We start from the raw sequence: 21,319 nt of genomic DNA, 5'->3' as shown, positions 1-21,319 counted from the left end.
GATCAATGTATCATGTCCCATAGGATCATACAGGAGGATATGGAGTATATCTGCAATGCAGCATATATCCCCTGGGATAAGCTGAAAGGCAGGACTATTCTTATTACAGGCGGAACGGGACTTATCGGTTCCACTGTCATAAGGGGACTGCTCCTTGCAAATATTAAGAAAGACCTCGGATTAAAAATAAAAGTCATTGTAAGATCCCTTGAAAGAGTAAAGGAGGTCTTTGATGACAGCGAGGCAGAGAACGAATGCCTCAGCTTCATATGCAAGGATCTTGATACGCCGTTTGAGATAGACGGAGATGTGGATTATATAATCCACGGCGCAAGCCCCACAGCCAGCGCTTACTTTGCTTCACATCCCGTAGAGACCATAAAGGCAGGTATAATGGGTACTCTCAATCTTCTTGATCTTGCAGTAAAGAAGAAAACAGAGGCCTTTCTATTCCTCTCCAGCATGGAGATATACGGAAAGATCACCAGTGAGGATATCCTTACGGAGGATAAGCTGGGATATATAGATCCTGTTGTCATAAGAAGCTGTTATCCCGAGACGAAGCGCATGAGCGAATCGCTCACAGCCTCCTATGCCAGCGAATATGGCGTAAGAGCAATGAGCATACGTCTTGCACAGACCTTTGGCCCCGGAGTTCTCTATGATGACAAGAGAGTATTTGCGATGATGGCAAGATGTGCTATGAAGGGAGAGGATATACAGCTCCTGACAAAGGGTCAGAGCAAGCACCCTTACCTTTACACAGCACAGGCTGCAACTGCTATACTCACGGTGCTCCTCCGCGGAGAGGCTGGAAAGAGCTATAATGCTTCAAATCCCGACACCTATTGCTCAATTGCGGAAATGGGTGAGTTTGTGGCGGAAAGGTTCGGCGGCGGAAAGATCTCTGTGACCTTTGCCGAGAACGGCGATGTTTCAAAATATCCGGATACATCATTCCTCAATCTCTCTGTGGACGCTATCACAGGTCTCGGTTGGAAGCCTGAGGGCGACCTTGCCTATATGTATGAGCGCATGATGGAAGTTATGGAAACGGGGCGATAAAAATGAACCGTATTTTCTATATAATGGGAAAAAGCTCATCGGGAAAGGATACTATATATAAAAAGCTCCTTGAATCAGGGGAGCTGCTGCCACTTGTGCTCTATACCACACGCCCCATGCGTGAGAACGAGCAGGAGGGACGCGAGTATCATTTTACCGACAGACAGGGCTTTGAAAAGAAGCTTGCCGAGGGAAAGGTGATAGAGGAGAGGACATACGACACTGTTTACGGTAAGTGGACCTATTTCACCTGCAGTGACAGTATAGACCTCGTCAGGGGCAACTATCTGGGCATAGGTACCCTTGAATCCTATGTGAAGCTCAGGGCATTTTTCGGCAGCGAGTGCGTCATCCCCGTGTACATCGAGGTGGACGACGGCATCAGGCTCATAAGAGCTGTGGAGAGAGAGATGCGTGAGGAAAAGCCCAAATATACCGAGCTCTGCCGCAGGTTTATCGCCGACAGCGAGGACTTCTCCGAGGAGAAGCTGAATGAGGCGGGCATAAAGCGCAGGTTCAGCAACAGCGGCGCCTTTGAAGAATGCTTTTCGGAGGCCGATGAATATATAAGGACGATCCTGAAAAAATAATCATTACGAGGTGAAAAATGAAAGGTATTATTTTAGCAGGCGGATCAGGCACAAGACTTTATCCGCTTACAATGGTAACATCGAAGCAGCTGCTTCCCGTGTACGACAAGCCCATGGTGTACTATCCGCTGTCAACGCTGATGCTGGCGGGGATAAGGGATATACTCATCATATCCACACCCACTGATCTGCCCAATTTCGAGAGACTTCTCGGTGACGGCTCTCAGTACGGTATAAACCTCAGCTACAAGGTGCAGCCAAGTCCCGACGGACTTGCTCAGGCCTTCATACTGGGCAAGGAGTTCATAGGCGACGACTCCTGCGCAATGGTGCTGGGCGACAATATCTTCTACGGCAACGGCTTCGGAAGCATACTCCGCGCAGCAAAGGACAATGCGGAGAATAACAGCCGCGCAACTGTATTCGGTTATTATGTACCCGATCCCGAGCGCTTCGGAGTAGTTGATTTCGACGAAAATGGCAAGGCTCTTTCCATTGAGGAAAAGCCTGCACAGCCCAAGAGCAATTACGCTGTAACAGGTCTTTATTTCTATCCCGCAGGAGTAAGTGCAAGAGCAGATCAGGTCAAGCCCTCTGCAAGAGGCGAGCTTGAGATAACCACCCTCAACGAGATGTACCTTCAGGACGAGCTCCTCGATGTACAGCTTCTTGGACGCGGCTTCGCATGGCTGGATACAGGAACTATGGACAGCCTTGCAGAGGCCACCAACTTCGTACAGATGGTACAGAACAGACAGGGCATAGAGATATCCGCTCCCGAGGAGATAGCCTTCATAAACGGCTGGATAGACAGGGAAGGACTTCTTGCATCGGCAGAAAAGTACGGTAAATCACCTTACGGCGCACACCTGAGGAAGGTAGCCGAGGGAAAAGTTATGTATTAAGGAGAACTGAAAAATGACAGTATTCGTAACAGGCGGCGCAGGCTTTATCGGCGCAAATTTTGTTTTTCATATGCTGAATACCTATCCCGATTATCGTATCGTATGTCTGGATAAGCTCACCTATGCAGGCAACCTCTCAACTCTTGAGCCTGTAATGAAGAACCCCAACTTCCGCTTCGTGAAGATCGACATATGCGACAGAGAGGCTATATACAAGCTTTTTGAGGAAGAAAAGCCCGATATTGTTGTAAACTTCGCAGCAGAGTCACACGTTGACCGTTCTATCGAGAATCCCGAGATATTCCTTCAGACAAATATCCTGGGTACACAGGTACTTATGGACGCTTGCAGAAAGTACGGCATACAGCGCTATCATCAGGTATCCACAGACGAGGTGTACGGAGACCTTCCACTTGACCGTCCCGACCTCTTCTTCACAGAGGAGACGCCTATTCACACAAGCAGCCCCTACAGCTCCTCAAAGGCAGGCGCTGACCTTCTGGTTATGGCTTACCACAGGACATACGGTCTGCCCGTGACAATATCAAGATGTTCCAACAACTACGGTCCCTATCACTTCCCCGAGAAGCTGATACCCCTTATGATAGCAAATGCTCTGGCAGACAAGCCTCTCCCCGTATACGGCGAGGGACTCAACGTAAGAGACTGGCTTTACGTTGAGGATCACTGCCGTGCTATCGATCTTATCATCCATAAGGGCAAGGTAGGCGAGGTCTACAACGTAGGCGGACACAACGAGATGAAGAACATCGACATCGTAAAGCTCATCTGCAAGGAGCTTGGCAAGCCCGAGAGCCTTATCACTCACGTTGAGGACAGAAAGGGACACGATATGCGTTACGCTATCGATCCCACAAAGATCCACAATGAGCTCGGCTGGCTGCCCGAGACAAAGTTCGAGGACGGCATAAAGAAGACCATCAAGTGGTATCTGGAGAACCGTGAGTGGTGGGAGACTATCATCAGCGGCGAGTATCAGAACTACTACGAGAAGATGTACGGCAACCGTGCGGAGGTCTGAGATGTCGGTTAAGCGAAATTACTCTACGGATTTACTTCGCTGCCTTCTGATGGTAATGATAATTATTCATCATACAATTGTTCATTCACTGAATATGCGAGCACTTGGAACAGAAGAAGGGCTTAGTGATCGATTAGATTATTCCTTATTTTTGCTTAACTCTTTTTGTATTATAGCTGTAAATTCGTTTTTCTTTATCAGTGGTTTTTATTCTATCAAGTTTAATTCTAAAAAGCTGATTATATTATACTTAGAGATGCAGTTTTACTCAATTATCTGGTATATAATCATGCTTTTAAGGAATGAGTTTTCCCTATTTTCGACTCAATCTATAAAGTATATTTTAAAAAGCGCTTTGCCATTTTCTTCTTATTGGTTTATGGGAGCATACTTTTTGCTTTGTATTCTGTCACCGTTTGTCAATGAATATGTTAATTCACTCAATAATATTAACCGGAAAAGGCTTCTCATCATTTTTAGTTTAATTACTGTAATTTATGGTTTTGTATTTGATTGGGATGGTATTGGACGTGGACATACCTTTTTGCAAGGAATGTATATGTATTATGTAGGAATTCTGTGTAGTAAGAATATAGATTCACTATCAGCAACGAAAACTCCATACGCTCTCATTTACGTCATAATATCATTAGTTGTTTCGGGGGTAGCATATTTGATGTATAGGTTATCATTTTCAACTATTTCGTGGCAAGTATACAGCTATAATGATCCCTTGATAATTATAAGTGCAATAAGTCTTAGTTTGGCATTTATAATATGGAATTCAAATAACGCTATAGTCAAATTTTCAAGTAAAATCTCAAAATATGCACTGGCAGTTTATCTGATTACAGATTTTGATTATGCGCGCAAGGTAGTTTTTTATCCATTAAAGCAATTTATTGTGAGAAATAATAATCAGATTGTTATCTTTTTTGCAATAATTATATATGCAGTAATGCTATTCTTTGTCTGCATATTGATTGATATAATCAGGAAAAAACTGTTTTATTTTATAGGCAGAGTATTACATTTGGAGGATTTTTATGAGAGCTTTTGTAACAGGTGTAGGCGGACAGTTGGGGCATGATGTTATGGACGAGCTGGCAAAGCGCGGATATGAGGGCGTAGGTTCCGATATACTGGAGTCTGTTCCCACGGACTATCCCTATGTACAGCTTGATATAACCGATGCAGCAGCAGTAGACAAGGCGATATCCGAGGTAAAGCCCGATATCGTTATCCACTGTGCGGCATGGACAGCGGTCGACGCTGCCGAGGACGAGGAAAACAAGCCAAAGGTCAAGGCAATCAATGTAGACGGTACGCAGAATATCGCAAATGTGTGCAAGAAGCTTGACTGCAAGATGATATACATTTCCACAGACTACGTTTTCAACGGACAGGGAACAGAGCCCTGGCAGCCCGACTGCAAGGACTACGCTCCCCAGAACGTATACGGACAGTCAAAGCTGGACGGCGAGCTTGCAGTGGCAAATACTCTTGACAAATACTTCATCGTGCGCATCGCATGGGTATTCGGAGTAAACGGCAGGAACTTCATCAAGACTATGGTAAACGTAGGCAAGACACATGATGAAGTAAGAGTAGTCTCCGACCAGATAGGAACTCCCACATATACCCTTGACCTGTCAAGACTTCTTGTTGATATGGCAGAGAGCGAGAAGTACGGCTACTATCACGCTACCAACGAGGGCGGCTATATCTCATGGTACGACTTCACAGTTGAGATATACAGACAGGCAGGAATGTCCACAAAGGTAACCCCTGTTACTACAGCAGAATACGGACTTTCCAAGGCTGCAAGGCCTTTCAACAGCAGACTTGACAAGTCAAAGCTGGCTGAAAACGGCTTTACTCCGCTTCCTGCATGGCAGGACGCACTTTCAAGATATTTAAAGGAGATATTATAATGGGACAGATCACAGTTGAAAAGAACGTGGGCGGCATCGAGGGACTCTGCGTTATAACTCCCGCTGTTCACGGCGATAACCGCGGCTACTTCATGGAGACCTATTCTCAGCGCGACATGGAGGAGGCAGGTATAGACATCGTATTTGTACAGGATAATCAGTCATGCTCCACAAAGGGAGTTCTGAGAGGTCTTCACTTCCAGAAGCAGTTCCCTCAGACCAAGCTTGTAAGAGCTATCAAGGGCAGAGTATTCGACGTTGCCGTTGACCTCAGAAGCGGCAGCGAGACCTACGGCAAGTGGTACGGAGTTGAGCTCACCGAGGAGAACAAGAAGCAGTTCCTCATTCCCAAGGGCTTTGCTCACGGCTTCCTTGTGCTCAGCGATGTGGCGGAGTTCTGCTACAAGTGCGACGACTTCTACCATGCCAACGACGAGGGCGGCCTTGCATGGAACGATCCTGCTATCGGCATAAACTGGCCTGAGCTGACAGGAGAGTACAAGGGCAGCGCTGACAGCGAGGGCTATGCCCTTCAGGACGGAACTGCACTGAATCTTTCCGACAAGGACAAGAAGTGGGACACTCTTGAGAATACATTCAAATTCTGAAAATCCACCTCCGGTACATTTTCTGTATCGGAGGTTTTTGTCTGTTATCTCCTCATGGGGAGGGCTCCTGCGGTCTGTCGTGCAGGATTTGCTGCAAAAGAGTTGATTTTGTGCCGCGGATAGTGTATAATAGTATACAGATGATATAACGTCATCAGTATCGATACGGAATACGAAAGGAATAATTGTTATGGCTACCATATTACTTGCAGGCGGAGCAGGATATATAGGCTCCCACACCGCTGTTGAGCTGCTGGATTCAGGATACGATGTTATTATAGCGGATAATTTTGCAAACAGCTCCCCCGAGGCAGTGCGCAGGATCGAAAAGATCACAGGGAAGAACGTAAAGCTCTATGAGCTGGATATAAAGGACGCGGACAAGCTGGCAGAGGTGTTTGCCGAGAATAAGATCGACGCCGTTATACACTTCGCAGGCCTGAAGGCAGTAGGCGAGTCCGTGGAAAAGCCCGTTATGTACTACCGCAACAATATAGATACGACTCTTTCGCTTCTCGAGAATATGAGCAGGTTCGGCGTGAAGAATATAATTTTCTCATCCAGCGCAACTGTCTACGGCGAGGAGAACAAGGTGCCATATACCGAGGAGATGAAGCGCGGCGTATGCACGAATCCCTACGGCTGGACAAAGGTCATGATGGAGCAGATCTTCGAGGACGCGGCAAAGGCAGATAAGGAGCTCTCCGTGGTGCTGCTGAGATACTTCAATCCCATAGGCGCACACGAGTCGGGAATGATAGGCGAGGATCCCCAGGGTATCCCCAATAATCTCATGCCCTATGTGTCACAGGTGGCTGTGGGCAGACGTGAGTGTCTCACCATATTCGGCAACGATTATCCCACCCACGACGGTACCTGCACCCGTGACTATATCCATGTGGTAGACCTTGCAAAGGGCCATGTCAAGGCTATAGACTATATCCTCAGCCATAACGGCGTGGAGATATTCAACCTTGGCACAGGTACGCCCTACAGCGTTACCGAGATCGTTGACACATTTGAGAAGGTCAACGGTATAAAGGTAAATCACGTATACGGAGCAAGACGCGCAGGTGATCTTGCCGAGTGCTATGCCAATGCGGACAAGGCTCTGAAGGTGCTTGGCTGGAAAACGGAAAAGACCCTTGAGGATATGTGCCGCGATTCATGGAACTGGCAAAAAAATAACCCCAACGGATACAATAAATAATCTGATGCCTCATCGGAAGATGAGGCATTTTTTAATTATTCTGAACAGCACGATCGTGCTATCATGGTGACGGTATTATGAAGAAAAATGAAATGTGTATCATAATTGTGCTATAATCATATTAAACAGGTAATAAAAATGTTATAAAAATAAAAACAAATTAAAATTTGTACAAAATCTTCATTTTGTGGGTTGACGGATGAAAAAATATATGCAATGATTATAATAGAATAATTTCGGTTACGGAATTAAAAAAGGAGGATTGGAAATGAGAAAAATATTACCACTCATCACAGCGGCAGCGTTATCCCTCTCAGCTGTCGCATCGGTACCTGTTTCGGCGGCAGATACCGATTACCTGCTTCACAGTACCTTCGAGGATGGAAAGGAACAGTGGAGCGGCCGCGGTTCCGCTTCTGTAAAGGCGGTCACAGGCATCTCACGTTCGGGTGAAGGCTCACTTTTCACAAGCGGCAGAGAGTCATCATGGAACGGCGCAACAATGAGCCTCGGTACTGACTTCAGGGCGGGTCAGGACTATGCTTTCAGCGCTTATGTAATGACGGAGGACACCACCTCTCCCGTTACCTTCTACCTGACTCTCCAGTACAGCGACGGAAGCACTACCTCTTATCCGAAGATAGCTGAGGTAACTGCCGAAAAGGGGCAGTGGGCGCATCTTGAGAACAAGGAGTTCACCATTCCCGCAGGCGCGGAAAGCGTGCAGCTCTATATCGAGTCTGAGGAAGGCACCACCTGCAGCTTCTACATCGATGAAGTAGTTGGCGCTAACGTCGGCACAGAAATAGGCGAACCCTCTCCGCCGGTAAAGATGAACAAGGGCGACATTAACTATGACGGAACAATCGACTCGCTGGATATCGTTCAGGCTCGTAAGGGACTTATCCAGGAGATCACCGACAAGAAGTGGCTGAAGGCCGCAGACGCCGACAGCAACGGAGTGTACGAGCTCAACGACGCTGTGCTCATCATGCAGTTCGTAGCGGGCAAGATTACAGAATTCCCCGTAGTAGAGCCGGTCATCGTTCCCGGTCAGCGCAAGTACACCATGGAGGAATATGCAGAGATCGTACAGAATATGCTGGTAAACAACGAGCCCAATGATTCTCATATGGAGAAGGGCGGAGTACAGTACGGTACTATCAAGAAGGAGACCTACTACTCCAAGAAGGCAAACAAGAACAAGCCTTACAATATACTCCTTCCCGCAGGCTATGACGAGAGCAAGGAATACCCCGTACTCTATGTTCTCCACGGCTTCTTCGAGAATGAGGACCGAATGATAACCAAGGGCAACGGCCAGATGTACACCAAGCAGATCGTGGGCAACGCTATCGCTTCGGGCGAGGCCAAGGATATGATCGTAGTAGTACCCTTCGTATTCACCAGCGCTACGATGAACGATGCTACAGGCTTTGCAGATCCAGGCTCCAACGAGGGCTACGACAACTTCGTTGACGATATCGTTGACAGCCTCATGCCTCACATTGAGGAGAAGTACAGCGTCAAGACAGGCAGAGAGAATACAGCCGTTACAGGCTTCTCAATGGGCGGACGCGAGTCTCTCCAGATCGGTATGAAGTACGGCGACAAGTTCGGTTATGTGGGCGCTATCTGTCCCGCACCCGGTGCTTCAGGCGCATGGAAGTGGAACAGCGAGGAGGAGACTCCTTATCTGGTAATGGTAACAGGCGGTACTCAGGACGACGTAGTTGGTCTGAATACTCCCGAGGGCTATCACAATAACTTCAACAAGAACGGCGTACCTCATGTATGGCACGTTGTACAGAACGGTCACCACGGTGATGACTCCATACACTCACATCTCTATACGTTCGTAAGAGCAGTATTCCAGGCAACAGACTGATAATAACGGAAAAGAGCCCGACTTTAACCGTGATGCTTATATAGAGGTTTATGCGTAATTATCGGGGACAAACCTTTCTGAGGAAAGGTTCTTTCCCCGAACCCCTTTTCCAAAGACTTTATAACTGAATTTAGCCCGTACAGGGCGCTCTCCACAAAACGTGAGATCCGGTAATAACCGGGGAGCGCCCTGTAAGGGCTAAATTTAATGCTAAAAGTTTTAGGAAGGGAGTTTAGTTCACGTTCGTTAACGAACATTGGTTTTATTATATCTCCGAGGGATAGCCCCTCGGAGATTTTTGTTGTTAAAGTATCAGTATATCGCCATTTTCAGTAATCACTCTGTCGATAGCTATCGCCTTATCAGCTGAAAATGTGAAGTAGATGACGATGCGGTTTCCACAGGTTCTCGAGCGCTTGACTGCCTTTTCGTAGACTTCAATGCGCCCGATGAAAGACTTCAGTATCTCGGGAGTGAGCCTATGTATCTCTGTGTACTGCTTGGCGTTGTTGATGAACTCCCTGACACGTTTCTCGCGTACTTTCATCTTGTCCAGCTGAGAATCGAGAGTGCTGAGCTTGACTTTTATCTCTGACTGCTCCTTCTCGAAGTTTGCAGAGAGTATATCGTAGCGCTCATCCGTGATCTTTCCGTTTGACCTGTCCATGAAGAGAAGCTGTATCGCATTGTCGAGTTGACTGATTTTTGTTTCATATTCACTGCGGAGCTTTTCGTTCTCCTTGAACTGCTTTTTCGCTTCAGCTTCACCATTCGCCATTGCCATTGAGTAGAACTCGTCGGACTTGTCTTTCGCATAGCTTACGACCTGTCTCAGATAGCGCAGCACAATATCGTCGAGTACCTTTTCCCTGATGTAGTGCGCAGTGCAGTCTGTGACACGACTCTGATAGCCTCCGCACATATAATTGTTCTTCTTTGGGTCAAGCGTTCTCGCTCGGTGAAGATAGAGCTTTGAGCCGCACTCCGCGCAGTAAAGGTAGCCTGCATACTTATCAGTTTCACCGAACTTGTCCGACTTCTTTCTTCCTTCGTAGTGTTTCTGCACGATGTCGAACAACTTTCGGCTGATTATAGCTTCGTGTGTGTTCTCGAAGATAAGCATTTTTTCGGGCTCGTTCTTGAGCGTCTTTTTCAGCTTGTATGATTTAGTGTAGGTGCTGAAGTTGATGGTATCGCCGCAGTAGATTCGATTCTTTAACATCTCTCTGACCGTTTTCAGCGACCAGCGGTACGGTGAGCTTGTTTTCTGCTTGCCCGATTTATGAGCCGAATACGCACTTGGAGTAAGCACTTCCTCGGCTGTAAGTATGTCGCATATCTTGCGGACGCCTTTTCCATCTGCACTCATTTCAAATATGCGTTTTACTATCGGAGATGTTTCGGGATTAGGTATCAGATGCTTGTTTTCGTCCTTCATGTAACCGTAGGGAGTTGTCGTTCCGACGCGCTCTCCTCGCTCACCTTTCGCTCGCTGCACAGCTCTGATTTTCTTACTTGTATCGCGAGCGTACATATCATTGAACAGGTTACGTATGCCTGACATTTCATTGATGCCGTTGGCGGAATCAACTCCGTCTGTTACCGCAATGAAGCGAACATCATATGCAGGGAACACCAACTCCATTAGTCTATCGGTTTCAAGATGGTCACGTCCAAGCCGCGACTGGTCTTTGACAATAACTGTTCCGACCAATCCGTTTTGCACATCATCAAGCATATGAACATACTCTGGACGGGTATTATCGGTGCCGCTGTATCCGTCGTCGATGTAATATTGACAATTGCGGAAGCCGTTTTTGTCGGCGTAGTCCTTCAACATTAGTCTTTGATTTTCAATTGACAGCGACTCTCCCGCACGCATATCCTCTTGACTCAGGCGGCAATACAGTGCTGTTATCTGTTCCGTATTTGATTCTCTCATTGTTTCCTCCTGTTCCGAACGTACTCGTTCTGGGAATCAAACCGAATAGGATACACCAATAGTATATCACTACTCGGCTCGAAAGTCCAGACCTATTCTCACTTTATTTTGTCGCCGTTTATCAAGTGTCTTATTTTCTCCTCGACCGTTTCGTGCTCATTGTCGGGAGACTTGAACACGAGAGTGATCTCAAACTTCTGACCGTCAATGATCATTGTCTTGTCAACGCAAAGTATTTCTTCCTGTTTTTTCTCTTGCATACAAGCTCCTTTCATGTCACACGATTTCCAATTCTTAATTATCGTAAATATACGCTCTGACGCCAGTCACTCCTTCCGAAATATAGCCCTTATCATGGCTCTTTTCAAATTTTGACCCCACACTTTTTCTCCATTTCTCATTTTGCCCCCAATTTTCAATTCCTGCAAGTTCCGATATTTCGGCGGGCACTGCCCTCCGAGGTGAATCGGCAGGCGCTTTGACGCCAGCCTTTTTCCTGCAAACCACAAAGGGGCTCGGGTCCTCCCGTTTTCAGCGGCAGGCGGAATGCCGTCTGCGATGCTTGCCTTCCCAAAAGGGAAGACTTTTTGTCGCTCGCCGCAGCTTCTTTCCTTCGCGGATACATCCACACACTCGCTCCACGTTGCGCGACAATCGCTTCTATCGCCGCAGGTGGGATACTCACTCGACCTCGGTACTCTCGCGGCAAATATCGGCTTACGGCGCGAACTTGAATTCGGGGACGACTATACCGCGCTCGGCTGCTATCCTTTCCCTCAGACGCTCGGCGCATTGGTTGATGACATCGTTGATGTTCATGCGCGTTATCGGGACAGGTCTGCCGTTGACTATCGCGTACTCCGAGCTGTCACCCGAAGCGGTTTTGCTGTCACCCTCAGTCAAGCTGTCACCCAACTCAGATGACGAATCTAAGAGCTTTTCATGCTCTCGGGTAGCGGCAGGACAGCTCGGCGATGCCCACATCGTTCTGCCGTCACCGCTGTCACCCGAACGGTCGTAGGTCAGCTCCAGCCAACGCTTTCCGTGGCTGTGCTTAATCACGAAGCGGACGCCATAGCCTTGCAGTTCAATGCCGTGCTGAACGAGCTTCTTGGTTATCATATTGTTCGGGACAATCAGTCTGAAGTGCTCGTTGAGTTCATTGGCAAGCTCGGTCGCAGTCACTTTCAGTTGACCTCTCTCGACCATGAAGTCGTGGACGGCGAATGCAAAGTTGTCGGGCGGAGTTTGCTTCACAGGCTCGGTCACAGTCCAGCGGTTGCCGATCATTTTCAGAGCGATGTCGCCGCCCTCGATGTCTCTGCCAACCACGCTCAGAGTGGCATACGGCTGAGACCTGTCCTCGCGTTTAAGTACGAAACTGCCGTCCGCGCAGCCTGTAATACCGCTCGTTCCCGATATCATTTTGAAGGGGTCACTGTCCTTGCACTTGCGGAGGTGATGTACAAGCAGTATTGTGATACCGAGCTCGGCGGCGAGATTTTTCAGCACACTCATCTCCCGATAGTCGGAGGCGTAGGTCTGCTCGTCGCCGCTCCTGACCTTCTGCAAGGTGTCGATGGCGACGAATTTCAGGTCAGTGTGTTCATTTTTGAAATCGCGTATCTGTTCTTCAAGTCCGTCGCCTATCGTATTGGCAAGCAGAGAAAAATAGAGCTTGTCGGTCGGCTCATCGGTCAGCTCGTAGAGGCGATTTTGCAGTCGGACGTAGCTGTCCTCAAGGCAGAGGTAGAGTGCCGTGCCCTGAGTTGTTTCGCGTCCGAGCACCGTTTCTCCCTTTGCAATGCTGAGGCAGATGTCGAGTGCGAGCCAAGACTTGCCGACCTTCTGATTGCCAGCGAGGATGTACAGTCCCTGCGCTATCAGATCGTCTACGAGAAATTCCATTGGCTTCAACGGCGTTGTCATAAGTGTTTCACAGCTTACAGTTTCAAGTTTTTTCATTCGATTTCTCCTTTCGATTTGAGTTCAGTTTGCGATTGAATTGCTCATTGTTATCACCACCCTCCATATATTACTAAGCAGAAAAATGGCGTTTTTACAAAATAAAATTTTGTTTTAACCATTTGTTCGGAGCTTTTGCACAAGAGATGCCACTGATTTTTGTAGCTTATGTGCAAACAAAAAAGCGCACAGCAGTCCGTGACGAACCGCTGAGCGCTTTATATTTAATTTTTGACAAAATAAAAAGGCAGAGTGACGCCTTTGACGTTACTCTGCCTTCTCTTAACCTTATATTTGGGCATAACTATCCGTGCCATGCATTTTTCCAAATTCAAAACCGCATTTCATCTGTAAAAGGGCATAGTTTGCCCCTTGAAATGCTGACTATCAATTTGATAGCCTTGTACCCCCGCGGAGGTACCTTATCATGGCGCTGTGCCATGACGTTTTCCTCATTCCGAGGCTTCTGATATTCTCCTACAGGCATACGCCTGCACCCTCCGAAGCCGGGAACACATCAGCCGAGAGTCGTCCTCAACTCTCACATAGCTCCTTGTCTCTCTGCCCTTACGGAATCAGAGCCGCACGTGCGGATGGGCGCGCAAGCCGGCTGTCATTGCCATTATAGGAGCGGCGGGGAGTCCACAATCCTTAAACGTGTATTCCCATGGCACTCAGCTGAGTTCTGTTGGTCATCCTTGACTCGACTCGCTAAGTCTCTCCTACCGCCTTCACGTATTTATCGCTCGCTCTTTCGAGGTCGTGGCGTACGGAAGCTCGCGGCTTGTCGGTTTTGCCGGCACTGGTCTTGCTGCACACTGATGTGTTGATATTCGATTTTCAAGCTACTCTCCCATTAAGGGACATTATCATAATATCGCGAAACATTAGTTCTGTCAAGAGATTTCAAGAAACTTTGTTCGATTGCACAAACGTTCGATTTTTTGAGGAGGTGGTCAATATGCATTGCGCACAAATTCAGCCTTTATTTATTATCTCTCTCATTTTTTCATCGTGATTGACCGTTTAAAGAACATACTCTCAGTTTTTTTGCAGTACCATACGCTTATTCACAAAATCCTTGACTGCGTTAGCGATACAGGCGATGCATTCAAATCAACGCACCGTCGTTTTTTGTTTGTTCATACAAATCATATGAATAACCCCTTGACATCGTAGTTAGCATATGCTATAATGATAAGTGGATTATTGATAATCAAATTTTCGTAGGAGGGATAAAATGGCAATACCTGATAAAAGTATCGACCCACGACTTCGTGCCAGTGCGCAGACAGAATTCATAAAGCACGGCTATCTGAAAGCAGAACTGAAAACAATTTGCGAGAACGCCGACATCACAACGGGCGCAGTCTACAAGCGATATAAGGGCAAGGAAGACCTGTTCAGCGCTGTTGTGGAGGATATAGCAGATGAGCTGAATCATTTCGTTGAAAGCCGTTCAGATTTGGATTTTTCGGTACTTTCGGACGATGAGATATATGATTCATGGGTGATGTCGTATGAATCCATGATACCTCTTTTCAAGCTTCTCTACAATAACCGTGAGACTGTCTCTTTGCTGATAGACAAGGCTGCCGGCACGCGCTATGAGAATTTCAACCACGAATATGTCACGAAAATGAGTTATGCCTATGAGCAGTTCTACGCAGAGGCGTACAAAAGAGGACTTGCTCAAGCAGAAGTTACCAGAGAAGAATTTCATGTGCTGATCTCGTCTTTTTGGACTTGCGTATGCGAACCGATCATTCACGATATGTCATGGAAGCAGATCGAGGAGCATTGCCGTATCGTCTGTCGTTTCTTCAACTGGCAGGAGGTCATAATGCTAAAGAAAGGCGATGAAAACAGTGTTTAACAAGATAAAGCCCTATATGGGCGACTACATCAAGTATACCTATGCGGCTCTGGCGGTCATGTTCGCAGGACTGATCGCCTCCGCTGTGCCGTTTTTTATGGTGTACCGCATTATCAAGCCGCTGATTGGCGGCGAATCATTATCCGCAGGCTATTATGCAGTGCATATAGCTGTTATTTTTGTATGTGAGTTAGCCTACGCTATCTTATATGTACTGGGATTGAAATACTCGCACATTTCCGCATACAACACACTAAAAAATATCCGTATTTCATTGCAAAAAAAGCTGGAGCGTCAGCCGCTCGGCACAATACAGGATATGGGTAACGGCAGAATAAAAAAGTTGTTTACCGATGATATAGATCAGGTGGAACTTCTGCTGGCACACGCAATTCCCGAAGGCATCTCCAACCTTGCAATGGCATTGATGGCGATTATATGTATGTTCTTCGCAGACTGGAAACTGGCACTTCTGTCTCTCTGCTCTCTGCCGCTCGGATTGTTTGCAATGGGCATGATGTTCCGCACGGGTATGAAACGAATGAACGCCTACTACGCCGCATCAGCTAAGATGAATGCAACCATTATCGAGTATGTCAACGGTATGGAAGTCGTCAAGGTGTTTGGACGGGACGGTGAATCCTATCAGCGCTATGCAACCGATATCCGAAGCTATCGTGACTTTACCCTTGCGTGGTATAAAGCTTGCTGGGGCTGGATGGCTCTTTACAGTGCGATACTTCCATGTACGGCTCTTGTCATGCTGCCTGTCGGAACGCTGTTTGTTATCAATGGAACATCAACACTTGCCAATCTGGTACTTGTGTTCTGCCTGTCGCTGTCGATTGGTGTACCGCTGCTGAAAGCACTGAGCTTTGCAGGCAAATTCCCACAGCTTGGCTATAAGATAGATGAAATTGAAAAAGCAATGGATAGTGAACCTTTAAAAACTAATGATAATTCGTTTATCGGTAATTCACATATCATAAAATTTGAAGATGTACGTTTTGCTTACAAGGAAAAAGAAGTCCTGCACGGTGTATCCCTTGAACTCGGTGAGGGGACGCTCACAGCTCTTGTGGGAGAATCCGGCAGCGGTAAGTCCACACTGGCAAAGCTGCTTGTTCACTACTACGACCTCAGCAGCGGACGTATCACACTGGGTGGTCAGGATATTACCGAGATGAGCATCGAAGCACTCAACGATCATATCTCCTATGTATCGCAGGAACAGTTTTTGTTCAACACAACGCTGTACGAGAATATCCTCATCGGCAAGCCTGATGCGAGTCGTGAAGAAGTGATGGCGGCAGCAGAAAAAGCACAATGTGGAGAGTTCCTCAAACGTCTTCCAAAAGGCATCGACACTATGGCAGGCGACGGCGGAAAGATGCTGTCAGGCGGTGAACGTCAGCGAATATCTCTTGCAAGGGCGATACTGAAAGATGCTCCTGTTATCGTGCTTGACGAAGCAACAGCTTTCATTGATCCTGAGAACGAGGAGAAAATGAACTCTGCTATTGCTGAGATAATAAAGGGCAAGACCGTTCTTGTCATTGCTCACCGTTTACAGACTATCGTGAACGCCGACAAGATATGCGTTATGAATGACGGAAATATCATCGCCGCCGACACTCACGAAAAGCTCCTGCAAAGCTGTGTGGAGTATCAGAAGTTATGGAACAGCAGCGAAGCAAGAGCAAGCTGGACTATCGGAAATGAGGTGAGAGCATGATAGGACTTATCGGACGGATTCTCGGCGTTTCGGGAAAATACAAAGGCAGAATATACGGTGCTATGTTCCTTTCATTTTTGAAAGGGATGCTGATGAAAGTTCCTATTATGCTGGCATATTTCGTTGTTACGGCATTCATAGAGGGAACGGTCACGAAAACGCATTGTGTTTACATAGCTGTTGCACTTGTGGCAAGCGTTGCTGTGCAGGCATTGCTCCAGTATTTCGCCGACAGACTGCAAAGTGCAGCAGGTTATATGATTTTTGCGGATATGCGAATGAAACTGGGTGAGCATCTGCGTCGTCTGCCTATGGGATATTTTACGGAGGGCAATATCGGAAAGATCAGCTCGGTGTTGTCAACGGATATGGTGTTCATCGAGGAAAACTGCATGATGACATTGGCGGATATGATGAGTTACCTGTTTTCACAGGCAATCATGGTGCTGTTCATGTTTTTCTTTGACTGGCGTTTAGGATTTATTTCCCTGATTGTAACATTGGGAATGCTCATGCTTGGTTTTGCCATGAAAAAAAGTACCCTGCATCATTCAGACGAACGTCAGGAGGCTTCAGAAAAGCTGACGGAGTCGGTGCTTGACTTTACAGAGGGCATCGGAATCATCAAGACTTTTAACCTAATGGGCGATAAATCAAAGGAGCTGACCGACAGCTTCGAGCTCAACTGCAAGGTCAATCTCGACTTCGAGTTCGACCATGCACCGTGGCAGACAGGAGTGAACCTGATATACACTTTCGGAACCGTTATAGTCCTTGCAGTATCCTCATATCTCTATTTTTCGGGAACTATGCCACTAAATTTCTATATCGGTATGCTGCTGTTCCTGTTTGATCTGTTTGTACCGATGAAGTCATTCTACGGACAGATTGCAAGGCTGACGGTAATGAACGCTTGTATGGACAGAATTGAATCACTGTTTGCTGAAAAGGAGCTTTCTGACAACGGAGCAGAAATGCTGAAAAACAGCAATGCTCCCGAGATAGAATACCGCAATGTCACATTTGCCTACGGCGAAAAAGACGTGCTGAAAGACATATCATTCAAATCAGGCAAAGGTACAATGACTGCACTGGTCGGTCCGTCCGGCGGCGGCAAATCCACAATTGCAAGTTTGCTGACACGCTTCTGGGACGTGAAAAGCGGAGAGATACTTCTGCGCGGTACGGATATACGAAAGATACCGCTTGCAACACTTATGGATAATATCAGTATGGTGTTCCAGAGGGTGTATCTGTTTCAGGATACGGTCTACAACAATATCGCGCTCGGTAGACCCGATGCAAGCCGTGAAGAAGTCATCGAAGCTGCAAAGAAGGCTCGCTGCTATGATTTCATCATGGAGCTGCCCGAAGGATTTGATACAGTCATCGGCGAGGGTGGTGCTTCGCTTTCGGGCGGTCAGGCACAGCGGCTTTCAATTGCAAGATGTATTTTGAAAGATTCGCCCATTGTCATTCTTGACGAGGCGACTGCAAGCGTTGATGCTGACAATGAAAGCTACATACAGCAGGCAATATCCGAGCTTTGCAAGGGTAAGACATTGCTCGTCATCGCACACAGGCTCAATACTATCGCTCATGCCGATAACATCATGGTTATCAAAGACGGAGAGATAGCCGAGTCGGGCGATCATAAGAGCCTTATGGATATGGGCGGTATCTATCATAACATGGTCACAAAACGTGCAGTCAGCACGGGTTGGAAAAATTAAGTTTGAAGGAGTATATTTATGGAAAAGAAATTTGAGGTCAAAGATCTTATCACGGTAGGTATTTTTACCGCACTGTATTTTGCGATAACATTTGCAGTCGCTTGTATCGGATTTATCCCGATATTCATGGTATTTATGCCGCTGCTTGTTCCGATATTTGCAGGAATGCCGCTTATGCTGTATTTTTCAAAGATAAAGCATTTCGGAATGGTCACAATTACAAGCGTTATCATTGCAATTCTCATGTTCATTACAGGACACCCTTATCCGATTTTTATCTTCTGTATCGGTGCAGGATTGCTGACAGAGATCGTACTGAAACTCGGTGATTATCAGAGCATCAAGTCGTGCGTGATCGGTTCTTCGACATTCAGTCTATGGCTGCTCGGTATGGTCATTGCTTTCTTCTTCGGATTCCGTGAATCATATCTCAATTCGCTCGCTGACGGATACGGTCAGGAATACGTCGATAAAATGTCGGGATATACTCCGACATGGGTGTTCTTCACTATGATAGCTATGTGTATCATCGGGGGACTGATCGGCGGTCTGCTTGGCGCAAAGGTACTCAGAAAGCACTTCCGTAAGGCAGGTATGGCTTGATGGAACTCGGACTTTCATCAACTTCGGACAAAAGCGTACTGAAACTCGATCCGAGAACAAAACTTTGTCTGCTGATAGCGATCAGTCTTATTATGGTGGGCGGAAAAACAGCCGGCGTGGAATACATTCTGAGAGTGATATGTGCAGCAATTCCGTTTGTGCTTCTTCTGACAGTCAGGCACATAAAATCCGCACTTATTTATGTCGTACTTATTGCTTTTTCTGTATTTTGTGAAGGCAGTGTGATCCCCAATATCAGCGGAGCGCCTAATCTGATACTGATGATATTATGTGGTATCATATCAAGGTTTGTTCCCGGATATATGATGGGCTGGTACACTGTACGCTCAACCTCTGTCAGCGAGTTTATGACTGCAATGGACAGGATGCACGTTCCGTATTTTATCACGATACCGTTTTCTGTGATGTTCCGTTATTTTCCAACACTTAGCGAGGAATACCGTAGTGTCCACGATGCCATGAAAATGCGTGAGATCGGGCAGAGCGTGAAGAATCCGTTCACTTATATCGAGTATGTGCTTGTACCGATCATGATGTCAACTGTCCGTATTGCGGACGAGCTTTCAGCTGCTTCACTGACAAAGGGACTGTGTGCAGGCGGAAAGCGAACGCATATCTGTCAGATCAGTATCAGGTTGTACGATTGGCTGCTGATGTTCGGCACACTGGCTATGATCGTTTTATTCTTTGCATTTTAGGGTGAGAATATGATAGAATTCAGGAATGTAACATTTGCATACAGCTCGACAGATGCCAACGGCAGGGCTATTGAACAAGGAAGTATCAACGGTCTTGACCTGACGATACAGAATGGCGAGTTTATCGTTCTGACCGGCGGCTCAGGCTGCGGAAAAACAACGGTCACAAGGCTTATCAACGGGCTTATTCCTCACTATTACAGCGGAACTCTGAATGGTGAAGTGATGATCGACGGAAAGAGCGTTCCCGACACACCAATATTTGAAACTGCTAAAAAAGTCGGAAGTGTTTTCCAGAATCCTCGTTCGCAGTTTTTCAATGTGAATACCACTGACGAGATCGCATTTGCCGCTGAAAATCAGTGCTGTGAGCCTGCTGAAATATCAAAAGCGATAACTGCAACAGCAGCTTCCATGCACATAGAAAAACTGCTTGATCGCAATATATTTGAGCTTTCGGGCGGAGAAAAGCAAATCATAGCCTGTGCAGGCATCAATGTTCTGTCGCCTGATATCATCGTACTTGACGAACCGTCATCTAATCTTGACAGCGAGGCGATAGAGAAGCTGAAAGCCGTGCTGACAGACTGGAAGTCACAGGGCAAAACCATAGTTATCGCAGAGCATCGTCTGTATTTTCTGCGTGAACTTGCAGACAGAATGCTGATACTTGAAAACGGCAGAATTGCAAAAGAACTGATTACCGAAGAGATAAAAAAACTTACTGCTGACGATACCGAAAAAATGGGTATACGTCCTACGATGCTCCCCGAAATACACTGTTCGCAAAAAAATACAGACGTACAAGGCGATGTTCTGTTACTGGAGGATTTCCGTTTTACCTATAATGACGGCAAGCACGGTATCAATATCCCTCGGCTCGAATTACCTGCAAATCATATCATTGCGATTATCGGTCACAACGGCGCAGGCAAAAGCACCCTCGCACGAAATATCTGCGGACTTGAACGCAAGTGTAAAGGTACTCTCATAATGAACGGCAAAAAGCTAAAAGCGAAAGATCGTCTGCATTCTTGTTATATGATAATGCAGGACGTGAACCACCAGCTTTTTACAGAGAGCGTGCGTGATGAGGTCATGCTGAGCATGACGGATAAGTTACTGACCGATGAGCAGAAAATAAAAAAAGCTGATGAAATACTGTCACAGCTTGATCTTTTGGAGTATGCCAATACGCATCCCATGGCGCTTTCGGGCGGACAGAAACAGCGTACAGCAATCGCATCGGGGGTGGCTTCAAGCAAGCCTGTTATAATCTTTGACGAACCCACCAGCGGTCTTGACCTTGCACATATGAAACAGGTATCAAACCAGCTAAAAAAGCTGAAAGAAATAGGCAAGACAATTATTGTTGTTACTCACGATAATGAGTTTATTCTTTCCTGCTGCGATCATATTGTCAGACTTGAAAATGGCTGTGTTGCGGATAATTGATTAATTGATACCTCGTTTAATTTCCTACCCATCATTTTCATTGTCAATA

The 21,319-nt window shown here is 46.7% G+C and carries 18 protein-coding genes; 15 read left to right on the top strand and 3 right to left on the bottom strand.

What is annotated here, in order from left to right:
* Positions 1-12 precede the first annotated feature (12 nt).
* From Q0Y65_RS04555 to Q0Y65_RS04520, 9 genes are all read left to right on the top strand, one after another.
* A complete protein-coding gene (locus Q0Y65_RS04555; RefSeq protein WP_297957680.1) occupies positions 13-1,065 on the top strand; it encodes an NAD(P)-dependent oxidoreductase in 1,053 nt (350 codons plus the stop codon).
* 2 nt (positions 1,066-1,067) lie between these two features.
* Entirely contained in the window at positions 1,068-1,655 is a 588-nt protein-coding gene (locus Q0Y65_RS04550) for a guanylate kinase (RefSeq protein WP_297957677.1), read from the top strand.
* 17 nt (positions 1,656-1,672) lie between these two features.
* Positions 1,673-2,560, top strand: coding sequence for a glucose-1-phosphate thymidylyltransferase RfbA (gene rfbA, locus Q0Y65_RS04545; RefSeq protein WP_297957674.1), 888 nt, complete (start codon positions 1,673-1,675; stop codon positions 2,558-2,560).
* Positions 2,561-2,573: 13 nt separating this feature from the next.
* Positions 2,574-3,602 (top strand): dTDP-glucose 4,6-dehydratase, encoded by a 1,029-nt coding sequence (rfbB, locus tag Q0Y65_RS04540; protein WP_297957671.1) that lies wholly within the window; start codon positions 2,574-2,576, stop codon positions 3,600-3,602.
* Between the two features lies 1 nt (position 3,603).
* A complete protein-coding gene (locus tag Q0Y65_RS15735) occupies positions 3,604-4,692 on the top strand; it encodes an acyltransferase (RefSeq protein ID WP_363293506.1) in 1,089 nt (362 codons plus the stop codon).
* On the top strand, positions 4,649-5,536 hold the full coding sequence (rfbD, locus tag Q0Y65_RS04535; protein ID WP_297957668.1) for a dTDP-4-dehydrorhamnose reductase: 888 nt from the start codon (positions 4,649-4,651) through the stop codon (positions 5,534-5,536). Before Q0Y65_RS15735 ends, rfbD begins: the two co-directional genes overlap by 44 nt.
* A complete protein-coding gene (rfbC, locus tag Q0Y65_RS04530) occupies positions 5,536-6,144 on the top strand; it encodes a dTDP-4-dehydrorhamnose 3,5-epimerase (protein WP_297957666.1) in 609 nt (202 codons plus the stop codon). Before rfbD ends, rfbC begins: the two co-directional genes overlap by 1 nt.
* 190 nt (positions 6,145-6,334) lie before the next feature.
* On the top strand, positions 6,335-7,354 hold the full coding sequence (gene galE / locus Q0Y65_RS04525) for a UDP-glucose 4-epimerase GalE (protein WP_297957664.1): 1,020 nt from the start codon (positions 6,335-6,337) through the stop codon (positions 7,352-7,354).
* A 268-nt stretch (positions 7,355-7,622) separates the two neighbouring features.
* Complete coding sequence (locus tag Q0Y65_RS04520; RefSeq protein ID WP_297957662.1) at positions 7,623-9,242, top strand: carbohydrate binding domain-containing protein; 1,620 nt, start codon at positions 7,623-7,625, stop codon at positions 9,240-9,242.
* 304 nt (positions 9,243-9,546) lie between these two features.
* On the opposite strand, the gene Q0Y65_RS04515 is transcribed toward Q0Y65_RS04520, so the two are convergent.
* The 3 genes from Q0Y65_RS04515 to Q0Y65_RS04505 all read right to left on the bottom strand — a co-directional run bounded on the left by Q0Y65_RS04515 (position 9,547) and on the right by Q0Y65_RS04505 (position 13,149).
* Positions 9,547-11,184 carry a recombinase family protein gene (locus Q0Y65_RS04515; protein ID WP_297957660.1) on the bottom strand — a complete coding sequence of 546 codons (1,638 nt, stop codon included), beginning with the start codon at positions 11,182-11,184 and terminating at the stop codon, positions 9,547-9,549.
* A gap of 98 nt (positions 11,185-11,282) precedes the next feature.
* Positions 11,283-11,444 (bottom strand): hypothetical protein, encoded by a 162-nt coding sequence (locus Q0Y65_RS04510; protein WP_297957658.1) that lies wholly within the window; start codon positions 11,442-11,444, stop codon positions 11,283-11,285.
* A 457-nt stretch (positions 11,445-11,901) separates the two neighbouring features.
* Positions 11,902-13,149: an AAA family ATPase gene (locus Q0Y65_RS04505; protein WP_297957655.1), complete on the bottom strand. Its 1,248-nt coding sequence runs from the start codon at positions 13,147-13,149 to the stop codon at positions 11,902-11,904.
* Positions 13,150-14,389: 1,240 nt separating this feature from the next.
* Here Q0Y65_RS04505 and Q0Y65_RS04500 point away from each other — a divergent pair.
* The 6 genes from Q0Y65_RS04500 to Q0Y65_RS04475 are packed head-to-tail and all read left to right on the top strand — an operon-like array spanning position 14,390 to position 21,270.
* Entirely contained in the window at positions 14,390-15,025 is a 636-nt protein-coding gene (locus tag Q0Y65_RS04500) for a TetR/AcrR family transcriptional regulator (protein WP_297957652.1), read from the top strand.
* Positions 15,018-16,760: an ABC transporter ATP-binding protein gene (locus tag Q0Y65_RS04495; RefSeq protein WP_297957649.1), complete on the top strand. Its 1,743-nt coding sequence runs from the start codon at positions 15,018-15,020 to the stop codon at positions 16,758-16,760. Before Q0Y65_RS04500 ends, Q0Y65_RS04495 begins: the two co-directional genes overlap by 8 nt.
* Positions 16,757-18,493, top strand: coding sequence for an ABC transporter ATP-binding protein (locus Q0Y65_RS04490; protein ID WP_297957645.1), 1,737 nt, complete (start codon positions 16,757-16,759; stop codon positions 18,491-18,493). Before Q0Y65_RS04495 ends, Q0Y65_RS04490 begins: the two co-directional genes overlap by 4 nt.
* Positions 18,494-18,511: 18 nt before the next feature.
* The gene (locus Q0Y65_RS04485; protein ID WP_297957642.1) at positions 18,512-19,096 is read left to right on the top strand and encodes an MptD family putative ECF transporter S component; all 585 of its coding nucleotides are present in this window, start codon (positions 18,512-18,514) and stop codon (positions 19,094-19,096) included.
* Positions 19,096-19,815: an energy-coupling factor transporter transmembrane component T gene (locus tag Q0Y65_RS04480; RefSeq protein ID WP_297957639.1), complete on the top strand. Its 720-nt coding sequence runs from the start codon at positions 19,096-19,098 to the stop codon at positions 19,813-19,815. Before Q0Y65_RS04485 ends, Q0Y65_RS04480 begins: the two co-directional genes overlap by 1 nt.
* Before the next feature lie 9 nt (positions 19,816-19,824).
* Positions 19,825-21,270: an ABC transporter ATP-binding protein gene (locus tag Q0Y65_RS04475; RefSeq protein ID WP_297957636.1), complete on the top strand. Its 1,446-nt coding sequence runs from the start codon at positions 19,825-19,827 to the stop codon at positions 21,268-21,270.
* The last annotated feature ends 49 nt before the right edge of the window (positions 21,271-21,319 follow it).

The sequence above is a fragment of the uncultured Ruminococcus sp. genome (assembly GCF_947301925.1).
Classification (GTDB): Bacteria; Bacillota; Clostridia; order Oscillospirales; family Ruminococcaceae; genus Ruminococcus.
Note: the sequence above shows the minus strand (reverse complement) of the source record. Positions and strands in the feature narration are given on the sequence as shown.

Coding starts and splice junctions, on each gene's coding strand:
- Q0Y65_RS04555 (WP_297957680.1), top strand. CDS start 13: ATGTCCCATAGGATCATACAGGAGGATATGGAGTATATCTGCAATGCA.
- Q0Y65_RS04550 (WP_297957677.1), top strand. CDS start 1,068: ATGAACCGTATTTTCTATATAATGGGAAAAAGCTCATCGGGAAAGGAT.
- rfbA (WP_297957674.1), top strand. CDS start 1,673: ATGAAAGGTATTATTTTAGCAGGCGGATCAGGCACAAGACTTTATCCG.
- rfbB (WP_297957671.1), top strand. CDS start 2,574: ATGACAGTATTCGTAACAGGCGGCGCAGGCTTTATCGGCGCAAATTTT.
- Q0Y65_RS15735 (WP_363293506.1), top strand. CDS start 3,604: ATGTCGGTTAAGCGAAATTACTCTACGGATTTACTTCGCTGCCTTCTG.
- rfbD (WP_297957668.1), top strand. CDS start 4,649: ATGAGAGCTTTTGTAACAGGTGTAGGCGGACAGTTGGGGCATGATGTT.
- rfbC (WP_297957666.1), top strand. CDS start 5,536: ATGGGACAGATCACAGTTGAAAAGAACGTGGGCGGCATCGAGGGACTC.
- galE (WP_297957664.1), top strand. CDS start 6,335: ATGGCTACCATATTACTTGCAGGCGGAGCAGGATATATAGGCTCCCAC.
- Q0Y65_RS04520 (WP_297957662.1), top strand. CDS start 7,623: ATGAGAAAAATATTACCACTCATCACAGCGGCAGCGTTATCCCTCTCA.
- Q0Y65_RS04515 (WP_297957660.1), bottom strand. CDS start 11,184: ATGAGAGAATCAAATACGGAACAGATAACAGCACTGTATTGCCGCCTG.
- Q0Y65_RS04510 (WP_297957658.1), bottom strand. CDS start 11,444: ATGCAAGAGAAAAAACAGGAAGAAATACTTTGCGTTGACAAGACAATG.
- Q0Y65_RS04505 (WP_297957655.1), bottom strand. CDS start 13,149: ATGAAAAAACTTGAAACTGTAAGCTGTGAAACACTTATGACAACGCCG.
- Q0Y65_RS04500 (WP_297957652.1), top strand. CDS start 14,390: ATGGCAATACCTGATAAAAGTATCGACCCACGACTTCGTGCCAGTGCG.
- Q0Y65_RS04490 (WP_297957645.1), top strand. CDS start 16,757: ATGATAGGACTTATCGGACGGATTCTCGGCGTTTCGGGAAAATACAAA.
- Q0Y65_RS04485 (WP_297957642.1), top strand. CDS start 18,512: ATGGAAAAGAAATTTGAGGTCAAAGATCTTATCACGGTAGGTATTTTT.
- Q0Y65_RS04480 (WP_297957639.1), top strand. CDS start 19,096: ATGGAACTCGGACTTTCATCAACTTCGGACAAAAGCGTACTGAAACTC.
- Q0Y65_RS04475 (WP_297957636.1), top strand. CDS start 19,825: ATGATAGAATTCAGGAATGTAACATTTGCATACAGCTCGACAGATGCC.